Source organism: Cobetia sp. PDI-23MA (assembly GCF_059507735.1).
The window spans coordinates 2,411,523-2,424,519 of record NZ_CM183352.1; the positions used below are offsets into that span (position 1 = coordinate 2,411,523).

Consider the following 12,997-nt stretch of genomic DNA (forward strand, 5'->3'; position numbering starts at 1 on the left):
TTTAAATACTTGAGCCTTTGATCCTCCTTTGATAAAGGTTCACACCATGGACCATTATCCCCTGGGCTAACCACCTAGCCCACACAGAAAGTGCTGCGGAAGCCAGACACGCTACCGCCCTGAGATATATGACGGCTCTTATCCCAAGGCCCTATCACGCCCTATCAGCACTGGCGTGACTGAGCTGCTCTCTCACAGAAACAGCCCTAATATGTAATATAATCTCACTTACTTAAAGGCTTTCTGAAATCAAAGTAAAAATCAGCATCTATAAAACTCAAAATATTTTCGCTTTCAATGGAGGATGGTACCACATGATGAGCCTCATTATAAAGGGGGTGACACGAGCAGCGCTTTCCAAGATAATCGAGACATAAGTTAGCTATAGCTCATAAAAATCCTAGCTTATAAGGTGCCACCTGAGTTGACTAAGTGCCTATTCAAAATTAATCGTGCACTCAGTGCCATAACCGTCGAGCAGCCGGTGCACCTCATCGCACAGGTGCTCAAATGACAGATATGCACTCAGTGGCAGCCATGCATACTTCATCTGTCGCCACAGAATCTCAATCAGATTCAGCTCCGGCGAGTACGCCGATAAGTAGATCAAGTACACACGCTGCGACATCCAATCAACTATCTTCCGCCTGAACGCCTTGGAGTGATGCATGCTGGCATTGTCCAGCACCACGACGGCGAAGGTATCAGGGTCTTTCTGATCGGCAAACTGGTCGAATGCATCGATGACCGTCTCGGTAGTCACGGAGTCGGTCACAGAGTGATAGACCAACTTGCCTGCTCGGCTGAGGAACCCCAGTACATTCAACCTCCGGCTGCGAGAGTAGGCGGTTACCTCGCAAGGTTTACCGACAGGGCTCCATGCATATGGCACCGATGATGATTGTGAAAAGCCTGATTCATCAAAGTAATAGAGCTCATGCTCGCCCTGGTCTTCTCGCTTGTGAAGCGCCTTGAGAAGGCCCTGAGTATTGCGAAAATCCGTTTCGTCACGCCGCGCCTTGAGTGAGTGCCGAATCCGCTTGAAGCTGAAGTCATTTTTTTTTCAACGCCCGGCGAAGAGTCACCGTGCTGACCGTCTTGCCGGTCTCTTCTTGAAAGCGGGCCTGCAAGGTCCGAATCTGATGGGGCTGTTCGGCAACCAGTTCCTGCAATCGCTGGTGGTCATTCGCATCCAAGACCGGCGCTCGCCCACTGCGCGGCTTATCGATGAGCCCATCGAGTTCTGATGCTTCCCACTGCTTAAGCCATCGAGACACAGCATCACGACGAACCTGCAGTATTTCAGTGATTTGATTGATCGTATGGCCTTTATCACTGAGCAGGATGGCATGAGCACGCCGCCGTAAGGCGCGCTTCTCACCATGGTGATAGGCCGAGGTCAGCGTTTGCTGTTCAGAGTCAGTGAGAGGAGCAACGAAGCGCTTTGCCATACGATCATCCGTGTCAGAAATCCTAGCATCGATGATACACGAAAACTTAAGACCAAGCACTTACACAACTGCACTCTACGTATGGGGCAGAGCAGGCAACTGAGTGCATACATACTTATCAAAGCATTGTACATCCCAATGCACTCCTCCAAAGCGTAACCCTTGGGTATCAATACCGATATGTTGCGAAAACCCAACTTGAAACATACCCCATCAGCAAATGCCGAGCACATCTTAAACTAAATTTTATTATTACGATCTCTGAGAGTTGATGTACTGCCTGCAATCTCCTACTTCAACTTTCACCTTAACAAAACATACATTGTCTTTAGTAATCAAACATCAAAACTAAGTTGGCTGCTGCAAGCAGCTAGGCCCCTTGACAATATGAATAGGCGATCGTCCTCTACAGATCTTGCTCTGAACGCCACATCCGCCTTTCAAGGACAGACGGACCAAGCTCCTCTCTGTTATGGATAGCTGAGGAGGGTGCCATGGGCGCGCAATGTAAAGCAAAATGTGCCGCGCTCCTCTTCCCGCCCATCGTGCTTCTTTCCCAGTATGAGTTAAGGAGACTATCAGTCTCCTCTCACGCTCGCACCCTGTAAACGAGCAATAAGGCAACGATTATGCACAATCCCTTTTGATTTGTCACTTATGCACCTGGTGATCGCATGGTGGCTTCGTGCTCACCAGCTCCATCCGCCTACTGACTCGATAACGACTCAACGATGTTCCAGTCTGCGTGCCCATTTTGGCAATGCGCAAGCGTCGGCAAACCATGGCTGACAACACATGTCTAGACAACCTGAAATTGCAGGCTTTTCTCCATCTCGCAAGGGTTTTTTACCGCAATTACGTCAGGCCCTGTAGCTGCTGTGAAGTGGTCCCCGGAATGCGGACCAGGCGCTAAGCTCTGATCAGACCGACCAGGAGAGCTTGATCATGAGCAGGAAACGTCGACAGTACAGCGGTGAGTTCAAAGCCAAGGTAGCCCTCGCCGCCCTCAAGGGAGAACAGTCCACGTCGGAGATCGCGGCCCACTTCGAGATCCACCCCACCATGGTGAGTCAGTGGAAACGCGAACTGCTGGACAACGCCACCGGCGTCTTCGAGAGCAAGAGTTCCGGAAAAACCGCCCAGAAGACCCAGGAGGAGATCGATACACTCTACCGCGAGATCGGCAAGCTGACGGTGGAACGGGATTTTTTGTCACGCGGGCTCGGTCGTTGAGCCGGGCCCAGCGCGTGGCACTGGTCGAGCCGCAGGCGCCCGACATCAGCCTCCGGCGTCAGTGCCAGCTACTCGGTATCAGTCGCTTCTCGATGTACTATCAGCGCAAGGCGCTACGGGCCTATGATCTGGAGCTAATGCGTCTGATCGACGCGGAACATCTGCGCACACCGGTCTATGGCTCACGACGGATGTCAGCCTACCTCAATCGCCTGGGACACGCAGTGAGCCGCAAGCGCGTTCAGCGACTGATGCGCGGGATGGGGCTACAGGCTATTTATCCGAAGCCATGCACCAGTCGGCCAGGCACGGGACATCGGATCTATCCTTACTTGCTGCGAGGGCGAGTCATCGACCGTCCCAATCAGGTATGGGCGACTGATATCACCTATATTCCTTTGGCGCGCGGGTTCATGTACCTGGTGGCCATCATGGACTGGCACAGCCGTCGCGTGTTGGCCTGGCGGGTCTCCAACACCCTGGATACAGACTTCTGTCTCGATGCTTTGGAGGAAGCCCTGGCGTGCTATGGAAAGCCCGAGATATTCAATACAGATCAAGGCTGTCAGTTCACCAGCCAGTCGTTCACCGAAGTTCTGGAAGCCCATGATGTCCGGATCAGCATGGACGGCAAGGGACGCTATCAGGACAACATATTCGTGGAACGACTCTGGCGCAGTGTGAAGTATGAGTGCGTTTACCTGAAGGCTTTCGAGAGCGGCGCCCACTTGCGAAGGGATCTGAAGCGTTACTTCGCTTGGTACAACACGGAGCGGCCCCACCAAGGGCTAGACGATGCTACACCTGATGAAGTGTACTTCTCTCAACCACTGACCCAGGCGGCCTGACGCCGATGATGACCTGATCCGAGCTTAGACGACCCGTCAGGTGGTCCAATGGATGGGGTCCACTTCACTGCGGCCTACCCCAAATACTTGATACAAGTGCTGTGTATGGTCCCGGAAAATAGGATGGGATGTTGATAGAATCGCTCAAGATCGTCTTGCCAACGTTCGAGAATGAAACCAAAGGACGTTTCCCCTTGAGCGCTCGCAGCGATCGAGCACTGTTATAGCCCCAAAGATAGTCCTTTAGATGGGCGCTAAGCTCTCCTAAGGTCGCATAATGGAAGCTACGGGCGAGGGCTTCCTTGATCGTATGGTTTATCCGTTCAACCTGCCCGTTGGTCCACGGATGGATAGGACGTATCAGGCGATATTCGATGCCATGTCGATGGCAGACCACGTCGAACCGGTGCGGTTGTGGGACTCGAGCCTTGAGTCCTCCTCCGATATCGGTTGATACCATAGACCGTTACACCTCGGGACTGAACACCTAATATTTCCATCTCGTCCTTCACTCGTAGAAGCTTGCGCTTCAGCTCTTGGATCTCACGCTGCTCCGCTGTGAGAGCTTCACCTGCTGGCGGAGCTTTTCTTGTGCGCTCACCCTGAGGTCTTCGATCTCAATATTTCATGGTAGATATGCCAACCCCCATAGCCTCAATCGTAAGTTCAGCCTGTATGACATGACCAGCTATCGCGACATGGATGACTACTGGCGCGGCTTCGCTTCCCTGGTCTGGAAGTGAACGACGCCATGAGATGGTCTTTGCCGCGCGGCGGTCTACGTAAAGAGCTGACATACGTAATAGTGCGATAGCTGCACTCACAAGAAGGCCCCGATCCACAGGATCGGGGCCTTCTTTCGCATCAGCTTCGTACAGATAACTGAGCAGTTTACCGGCTCATGTTATTTGCTCAGCGCTTGGTGAAGTTGTTGCGCACCAGGTCGACCACATCATCCATGCGGCCATTGAGCACTGCCTTGGCGGAGTAGAGTGCGGTGGAGGCGACCTGGCCGGCCTCGATATGCGGCGGCATCACCAGTTCCATACGGTTGACCTTGACCTCGAGAATGCCGGGGCCTTCCTGAGCCAGCAGGCTCTGCACCGCCTCATCCAACTCGTGCTTCTCCTCGACGCGACGCCCCCACAGCCCCATGGATTGCGCCAGCAGCGAGAAGTCGGGGTTCTCAAGTTCGGTATAGCTATCCAGAATGCCATCCACCTTCTGCTCGAGCTCCACGAAGCCAAGTGTGCTGTTGTTGAAGATGACGATCTTGAGCGGGATCTTCTCCTGCTTGAGGGTCAGCAGGTCCCCCATCAGCATGGCAAGGCCGCCATCGCCACACATGGCGATCACTTGACGCTGCGGGTAGGCCTTCTGGATGCCGATGGCCTGAGGATAGGCGTTTGCCATGGTGCCATGCATCAGACTCGGCAGCGTGCGGCGCTTGCCGTTGGCCCGAATGTGGCGCAGGCACCACACCATGGGGCTACCGCCATCGGCAGTGAACACGGCGTCCTGGCTTGCATAACGGTCCAGCGACAGAGTCAGTTCCTGCGGGTGAATCAGGTGGTCATCATCAGATGTGACGGCGGCTTCATCGCGAGCCTCGAGATACTTCTTGCGGCAGCTGTCGAGCCAGCCACGATCATCACGCGGGTCCACCCTTGTCAGTAGCGCCGCGCAGGTGTCCTTGGCGCTGCCAACCACACCGAAGTCCACCGGATGACGCAGCCCAATCTTGCCGGGGTCGATATCGACCTGAATCACCGTCGCCTTGTCCGGATAGAACTGGGTCCAGGCGAAGCTGCAACCGAGCAGCAGCAAGGTGTCACAATCCGCGACGGCCTCGTAGCCGCCCTGCAGCCCGAATACGCCGGTCATGCCGACTTCGAGCTCGTTATCGGGCTCGATGAAGTCCTTGGCACGCGACGTCCAGGCTATTGGCGCCTTGAGTCGTCGTGCCAGCGCCAGCACTTCCTCCTGCGCATGCTGACAGCCGATGCCGGCATAGATCGAGACCTTGCCCGGCGCATTCAGCGCCTCGGCCACGGCGGCCAGCTCCTGCTCGCCGGGACGAATCACCGGCGTAAAGCGATGGGCACGCCACGGCAGCGAGCCCTTGGGCTTCTGGGTGAACAGATCCCCCGGGACGATCAGCACCGCGACCCCGCCTTCCGCCAGCGCCTTCTGCGCCGCGATGGCGACCATGCGGCGGGCATTCTCGGGGTTGGTCAGGTACTCGCAGAACACGCAGTACTGGGAATAGAGCGCCTTTTGATCGACATCCTGCGGGAAGCCGACGCCCATCTCGCTGGTATCGATCTGCGAGGCAATGAACACCACCGGCGCGCCATTGCGATGTGATTCGATCAGGCCATTCAGAAAGTGCGTGCTGCCCGGCCCACAGGTACCGGCACAGCAGGAAAGCTCGCCACTGATAAAGGACTCGCCCCCTGCCGCGAAACCGGCCACCTCCTCGTGCCGCACATGCACCCACTCCATCTCGGAGCGCCGAATGGCGTCGGTGAAGTGGTTGATGGTGTCACCCACGATGCCGTAGCAACGCTTGGCGCCGGCCTCAAGCAGTGAGTCGACGATGATCTCGGAGACGGATGCTGACGAAGATGTAGTTAGTGCCATGTAGGTGCTTTCCTTTTCCGGTGAACTTTCGGGTCAGGATGAGCAATGCATTCACTCATTCGAATAAACAGTGAACATGACCTTGGGTCCAAGCCGCGGATAACAATGGCCAGCCTCGAAACTCACGTTGGCACACCGCGTTGCGCCAAGCGTACGATGAGGCCATACACCCTGGAGGCTTGAGGAGAACACCATGCAGCAAGCAGCGGGAAGCAGTGGCTCAATCAGCCTCAACCCCGACAGCAAACGCACGTCCATGGGCGAGCTGCTGGGTGTCGAGCTGCCGATCATCCAGGCCCCGATGGCCGGGGTCACGACTCCACAGTTGGCGGCCGCTGTCTGCAATGCCGGTGGACTGGGCTCGCTGGGAGCAGGAGCCACTGATGCAGCAGGCGCACGCCGCATGATCCAAGAGTTGCAGTCACTGACCGACAAGCCCTTCAACATCAATGTCTTCGTGCATCAGGCCCCCGTTCATGACACAGAACGTCAAACGGAATGGCTCAAATGGCTGACCCCTCACTTCCAGGCCTTCGACACAGAGCCTCCTACCCAGCTCGATGCGCTCTATACCAGCTTTGCCGATGATCCTGACATGTTGGCGATGTTACTCGAGACTCGTCCGCCGATTGTCAGCTTCCACTTCGGACTCCCCTCTTCGCAGGCCATTGCTGCCTTGAAGACAGCGGGCATCTCGCTCTTCGCAACGGCGACCTGCCTTGAGGAAGCCATCGCCATTGAACGAGCTGGTCTGGACGCCATCGTGGCGCAAGGGTTTGAAGCCGGGGGACATCGCGGCATGTTCGATCCACAAGCCGCAGATGCCGAGCTGAGTACTGCCGCATTGACACGGCTGCTGGTACATGAGACGCACCTGCCGATCATCGCCGCGGGCGGCATCATGGATGGTGCGGGCATTGCCGCTGCTCTCGCATGTGGCGCCGTGGCGGCACAGCTCGGCACCGTCTTCATCGCCTGCCCGGAATCCAGCGCCGATGACGCCTATCGAGACGCACTCACCGGGCCAGCAGCGCATCACACGCGAATGACCTCGATCGTCTCGGGCCGTCCCGCGCGCATTCTCGCCAACCGATTCGCCAGCCTGATGGAGGAGCCTTCACGCCTCACCCCACCGGACTATCCTCTGAGCTACGCGGCAGGCAAGGCGCTCAACGCCGCAGCCAGATCAAAAGGGGAAACCGGTTTCGGGGCGCAATGGGCGGGGCAAGGGGCCCCGCTGGCCAGGGCAATGCCAGCAGGCCAACTTACACAAACGCTGGGAGAGGAATACCACAGGGCATGCCAGGCGATGACATGTCCGGCGATACGCTGTTGAGTCACCCGTTCACTCGACCAATTCCAGCACCTTGCTCATGCCCTGGTGCATATGCTCATCGATATGCGCGAGCATGTCCGGCAGCGAGTCACCGGTGGCAAGCGCCACATAGCGGTCATGGGCTTCACGCGATGGGCCGGGCCGCTGATGGGCCCGCTGGTGAAGCACGAAATAACACTGCAGGTGCGGTCGTATACGCTCCCAATCCGCCAACAGGAATTCATTGCCCGAGACCTCGTGGCACCAACCATGCAGATGCAGCTCGGCGATGATGGCGCCTTCACTGTCACGCCGCCCGATGGCGTCGCTCAAGGCGTGCTGACGCCGAATCAGCTCGTCAGTCATCTGCACGGTCTTGATCGGCCAGAGAATATTGAAGGCCATTCTCTCCAGCCCCGCGCGATAGGCGTACAACTGGGCGAGATGGGCATGATCGAAATGACGGACTCGCACACCCTTGTAGGGCTCACTGACCAGCAACCCCGTACTCAGCAGATGGCGCAAGGCCTCTCGTACCGGCACCCGGCTGACGCCGAGTGCCTTGGAGAGATAGGCTTCAGTGAGCTTCATGCCCGGGACAAGAGTGCCCGACGCGATGAGGTCCTGGATCTGCTCAGCCACGCCCGACCACAGGGTGTCAGGGCGATGCAGCTTGCTGAAATCGTTCATGCCTTGCGAATCCCTCTGGTCACTTGCTCTCCTCAAGATAGGCTTCATAGAAGGCATTCAACTGCCGATAGGCCGGCCCCATTTCCCCTATTCCGATCGTGCGACCATCAATGCACACGACGGGGGTCAGACCGCCTAAGGTACCGGTCACGAAGGCCTCTTCGGCACTATACACTTCAGCCAAAGTGAAGTCCTTTTCCCGCACCACCAGGCCGTTGCTGGCCGCCAGGTCAATCACTGCCTTGCGGGTCAGGCCATTGAAGTTGCAAAGGCCGGTGGAGGTCCAGACTTCACCCTTGCGCACGATGAAGAAGTTGGTGGAGTTGCAGCTGGCCACGAAGCCACGGCTATCCAGCATCAAGGCTTCATCCGCCCCGGCGTGCAATGCCTGAATCAATGCCTGGATGAAGTTGAGACGACTGTGGGAATTCAGGCGCAGGTCGAAGACATCCGGTGTGCTGCAGCGGAAGGTCGAGGTGAACAGCTTGATACCCTTCTGCTTGCGCTCGACATCGATCTTCTTGTATTCCGCCACGACGACGACCGTCGGGCCCTCGAGCACGAAGCGCGGGTCCTGGTTGGGCGTGCTCTTCAAGCCACGCGACACCATCAGACGGATATGAACACCATCGTGCATGTCATTGACGCGCAGCGTCTCGCGGATGATGCCGATCATGTCGGCGCGGCTCATGCCAAGGTCCAGATCGATCGAATTGGCGCCCTCGAACAGACGATCCATATGCGCATCAATCGCCAACAGCTTGCCATTGATCAGACGCATCCCTTCCCAGATGCCATCCCCGAGCACGAAGCCACTGTCAAAGATCGAAACCGTCGCTTCGTTGCGCTTCTTGAACTCGCCATTGACGTAGATGAGGACGTCATCGTTGCGCGGATCGGAGACATACGCCTGAGAACTGATAGTGGACATGGCCATGATCAAGCTTCCTGAGAAAGAGGTGAAGTTGTGACGGAATGTGCGGAATTCAGGGCGCGGCGCCCCTTCCAGAACGCGAGCCCGGTCATGGCGCTGATGAGACAGCCAGCCATGAAGGCGAAGTGATAGAACAGGTACGGGAGGTAATCGAGGGTCGCCACGCCGGTGGTGGCCGCCATGAAGACAGCACCGCTGGTCCAGGGAATCATCGGGCAGGACAAGGTGCCACCGGCCTCGCAATTGCGCGAGAGCACCCGTCGCTCGATATCCTGCTGCTCATAGAGATTGCGAGTCATGGCCGAGGCCGTGAACAACGAGACATAGGCGGCGCCACCGAAGACTGAGCCGAAGAATCCGCAGGTCACGGTGATGAGGGTAAGGCTGACGTCCCCCTTCACCATCCGCGACAGACGATTGCCCACCGAACGGATGACGCCGAGGCTTTCCATCAGCCCGCCGAGTCCGAGCGCGAAGATGACGATGACGACCACCGGCAACATGGACTGGATGCCGCCGCGGCTGAGAATCCCGCCGATCGTGGAGCCTTCCAAGGTCTGGGAATAGCCCTGATACAGCGACATGGCAGCTTCGAGAGGCGTTGCGCCCTGCACCCACCAGGCACACAGCACACCGAGGAAGGCCCCTATCGCGATCACCGGAATGGCGGGCTTGCGTGCCATCAGAAGACCGAGGGTGATCAACAACGGCAACAGCAACATCGGGCTGATCACGAATAGGGCATCCAGGTCACTCAACATCACCTGAGCGGACTGCATGGCTTGGGTTGATGCCGCGGAATCCATGCCCAACAGGTAGAAGCCGCCCAGTACGAGCACACCGGCAGGCAAGCCAACCCAGGCCATGGAGCGCACGTGATCGATCAGGGAGACATCACACAGAGAGGACGACAGGATGGTGGTGTCGGACAGCGGGGAGATGGCGTCACCGACATAGGCGCCAGAGATCACGGCCCCTGCCACATAGGGCAGCGGAATCTCGAACCCCGCACCGACGCCCATCATCGCGACGCCGACAGTCCCCACCGAGGCAAAGGAGGTACCTGTGACCAGGCTGGTCAAGGCGCAGGCCAGAAACGCGATGGGCAGGAAGGTACCCGGGTGGACGAGACTCAGGCCGTAATAGATGACGGTCGGCACGATGCCACCCGCGATCCAGGAGCCGACCACCGCGCCCACACAGGTAATGATCAGCACGCCTTCCATGCCACGCATGATGCCTTTCATCAGGCCCGCCTGCAGGCTGGGGTACGGCACCTTCAACATCCAGCCACACAGCATCAGCAGGAACCAGGCAGCGAACAACGCCAGTGCCACCGGCACCTTGAGCAGCAGGACGCTGGACATCAATAGACAGAATGCCAGGAAGATTCCCGACAGGGATGCCCCGTTCAACTCCGGGACGGAGGGGTTTTCAGTTGTCATGACTGCACCTTCTTAGAATTGTATACAGTACACACTAACTCTATACCGACCTTCCCGAGAGGCGCAAGCAACTTGTGTGAGCCCATAGACTCGAGCCCCTCATCAGGGAGTGATGAGGGGCTCGAAGCATGCTGACCTTGTTGATTCATGCCATTGGCTTACTCCTTGGCTGCCTTTCGCTTTCTTGCTCCATTCTCTACTGCCCCCTCTCTGCTCCTACCTCTACTCCCCTCTCGACTCCGCTCTCTATCCCCCTCCTGCCTCTGTTCTCTGGCCTGCCACCATCGGGTCAGGCTGCGCATCGGCGTTATTTCTTCTGTATTTCAAGATGTTAATGACGGCAGCCAAACGCTTTACATGTGAATGAAAAAATACTTAAAAAATTTCACTTGAACGATTTTACTCGCCGTCTATTTTCATTTGTGACGCGAGAAGATTCATCGAGTGCTGTATCAGCTGCAGCGCATTCACTGACGATGGATGGGGACCTAGCCGGTTCGATGAAGGGCGACGTCCCAGCCCCCGCTCCCATGACAACAATAAAATCTGCTCTCGATATTCCTGTCGGCTTGTCAGGTGTCTGACGAGATCTGGCGTGGAGCATCAGGGCCCCTTCCTGGAGGCACCCCAGTGACAGCAACACGCAACCCCGCAGCGGCTGAGCGCGCTGTTAGCAACGGCGTTCCGCGCTCATCCGGTCTGCTTGGCGACTACGACAAGGGGCTGTTCTGGCCCGTCCTCAGCATATATCCTGATCATGATCTACGCCCTGGCGGCGCCGGAGCAGACCGGCGCGGCGCTGTCCGGCATACGTGACTTCCTGATCTTCAATTTCGGCTGGAGCTTCGTGCTCGGGGTCGCCGCGACGCTGATCTTCAGCTTCTATCTGTTGCTCAGCCCCTTCGGCAGCATCCGCCTGGGGCCGGATGATTCACGTCCTGAGTTCAGCTATGTGGCGTGGATCTCGATGATCTTTAGCTGCGGGCTGGGCATTGGCTTCGTGTTCTTCAGCGTCGCCGAGCCATTGACGCACCTCTACACCTCCTCGCATGTGCAGGACCTCAATCAGGTCGGCCAGCAGGCCGGGGTATCAACCGCGATCCGCAACACCCTGATGGACTGGGGCATGAATGGCTGGGCACTGTTTGCCGTGGCCGCCTGGGCCATCGCCTTTCCGGCCTATCGCCTCGGGCAGCCGCTGACGGTCGCCACCGGTCTATATGGTCTTCTGGGGGAGCGCTGCAACAGCAGTCTGTGGGGAAAGCTTGCCAACGGGCTTGGCGTGATCGGTACCATCGGCGGCAATGCCACCATGATCGGGCTGGGCGTCACCTCCATCAGCTATGCCTTGAAGGTGCTGTTCGGACTCGAGTTCGGCGCCTTCGGTCAGGCCATGGTGATGCTGGTGATCATCATCGCCTACGTGGCATCGGCGGCGACCGGCATCGGGCGCGGCATCAAGTACCTCAGCCTGCTCAACATGATCATGGCCGGCGCCATATTGCTGGCGCTGCTGGCCTTCGGTCACGCCCCGGCGCAGTACCTGCTGAACATGATCACCCAGCAGTTCGGTGACTACTTCGGCTCGGTATTCGTCAACCAGTTCTGGACCGACGCGGGCAGCTTCGAACAGCGTGAGTGGGTGGGCTGGTGGATGATCTTCTACTGGCTCTGGTACATCTCCTATATCCCCCTCTGCGGCGGTTTCATCGCGCGCATCTCCCGCGGCCGCACCCTGCGCGAATTCGTGTTCGGCGTGGTGGTGGTGCCGATGCTGCTGTCGATCGTGTGGTTCAGCATCTGGGGCGGCTCGGCCGGCTATGCCGAGGTCAATCAGATCGTACCGCTGTGGGAAAGCGTGCAGGGCAATCCGGAATCCGGCATCTACCTGTTGCTGCAGAGCATGCCCGGCGGCTGGTGGCTGTGCCTCGCGGTGCTGTTCAACATCATCGTCTTCGCCGTCACCACCTCGGATTCGGCCTCGTTCTTCTCGGCCATGCAGGTCTCCAATGGCAACGAGAACCCGAAGATCCTGATGCGCCTGCTGTGGGGCGTGATCATCGGCGTCACCGGCATCGTCTTCCAGCTCGCCGGTGGCTTCACCGCCATCAAGTGCCTGGCGATCGTGGTCGGCGCGCCCTTCTTCCTCGTCAGCATCGCTTACATGTTCTCGGTCTATCGCATGCTCAAGGCGACCCATGAACAGCCCGCGACGGCCATGCAGCCGGCCCCTCAGGTAAAGCCTCTGCCTGCCGAAGCCGTTGAGCCGGAAGCCCCAAGTGCTGTCTCACCCACCACGCCAGCTAGTACGCCCGCGCCGCCCTCCCTCCCGGGGTCGGGAAGCCAACCCATCCCGGGCGCGACCTAAACGGCATGACGGGCTCACGTCGACTCGAGCAGGCAAGTCACCCGAGCGCAACGCGCACGAACCAACACCG

At 57.9% G+C, this 12,997-nt stretch carries 9 protein-coding genes; 3 read left to right on the top strand and 6 right to left on the bottom strand.

Annotated features, from left to right (window positions below):
* Positions 1-436 precede the first annotated feature (436 nt).
* A protein-coding gene (locus AC5WNJ_RS10180) for an IS630 family transposase (protein WP_495929574.1) occupies positions 437-1,451 on the bottom strand; the annotation gives its coding sequence in 2 pieces (ribosomal slippage) (positions 437-1,063 and positions 1,065-1,451; 1,014 coding nt in all).
* A gap of 945 nt (positions 1,452-2,396) precedes the next feature.
* Between AC5WNJ_RS10180 and AC5WNJ_RS10185 the strand changes: the two genes are divergently transcribed.
* Positions 2,397-3,532 (top strand): IS3 family transposase gene (locus AC5WNJ_RS10185; RefSeq protein ID WP_495929576.1). Its coding sequence is split into 2 segments (ribosomal slippage): positions 2,397-2,655 and positions 2,655-3,532, totalling 1,137 coding nucleotides; the frame shifts between segments, so codons are not numbered across the junction.
* A 64-nt stretch (positions 3,533-3,596) separates the two neighbouring features.
* On the opposite strand, the gene AC5WNJ_RS10190 is transcribed toward AC5WNJ_RS10185, so the two are convergent.
* Both AC5WNJ_RS10190 and AC5WNJ_RS10195 read right to left on the bottom strand, forming a co-directional pair.
* Positions 3,597-3,992 carry an integrase core domain-containing protein gene (locus AC5WNJ_RS10190; RefSeq protein WP_176677350.1) on the bottom strand — a complete coding sequence of 132 codons (396 nt, stop codon included), beginning with the start codon at positions 3,990-3,992 and terminating at the stop codon, positions 3,597-3,599.
* A gap of 452 nt (positions 3,993-4,444) precedes the next feature.
* On the bottom strand, positions 4,445-6,175 hold the full coding sequence (locus AC5WNJ_RS10195; RefSeq protein WP_176677351.1) for a thiamine pyrophosphate-dependent enzyme: 1,731 nt from the start codon (positions 6,173-6,175) through the stop codon (positions 4,445-4,447).
* A 193-nt stretch (positions 6,176-6,368) separates the two neighbouring features.
* Here AC5WNJ_RS10195 and AC5WNJ_RS10200 point away from each other — a divergent pair, with 193 nt between their 5' ends.
* Positions 6,369-7,511 (top strand): NAD(P)H-dependent flavin oxidoreductase, encoded by a 1,143-nt coding sequence (locus AC5WNJ_RS10200; RefSeq protein WP_495929578.1) that lies wholly within the window; start codon positions 6,369-6,371, stop codon positions 7,509-7,511.
* Between the two features lie 9 nt (positions 7,512-7,520).
* On the opposite strand, the gene AC5WNJ_RS10205 is transcribed toward AC5WNJ_RS10200, so the two are convergent.
* Genes AC5WNJ_RS10205 through nhaC form a run of 3 tightly spaced genes read right to left on the bottom strand, consistent with a single transcriptional unit; the run spans position 7,521 to position 10,559 of the window.
* Positions 7,521-8,180: a GntR family transcriptional regulator gene (locus AC5WNJ_RS10205; protein ID WP_176677352.1), complete on the bottom strand. Its 660-nt coding sequence runs from the start codon at positions 8,178-8,180 to the stop codon at positions 7,521-7,523.
* 19 nt (positions 8,181-8,199) lie between these two features.
* A complete protein-coding gene (locus AC5WNJ_RS10210; protein WP_225346887.1) occupies positions 8,200-9,117 on the bottom strand; it encodes an aminotransferase class IV in 918 nt (305 codons plus the stop codon).
* A 2-nt stretch (positions 9,118-9,119) separates the two neighbouring features.
* Positions 9,120-10,559, bottom strand: coding sequence for a Na+/H+ antiporter NhaC (gene nhaC, locus AC5WNJ_RS10215; RefSeq protein WP_176677354.1), 1,440 nt, complete (start codon positions 10,557-10,559; stop codon positions 9,120-9,122).
* A 703-nt stretch (positions 10,560-11,262) separates the two neighbouring features.
* On the opposite strand from nhaC, the gene AC5WNJ_RS10220 reads away from it, so the two are divergent.
* On the top strand, positions 11,263-12,927 hold the full coding sequence (locus AC5WNJ_RS10220; RefSeq protein WP_263643032.1) for a BCCT family transporter: 1,665 nt from the start codon (positions 11,263-11,265) through the stop codon (positions 12,925-12,927).
* The last annotated feature ends 70 nt before the right edge of the window (positions 12,928-12,997 follow it).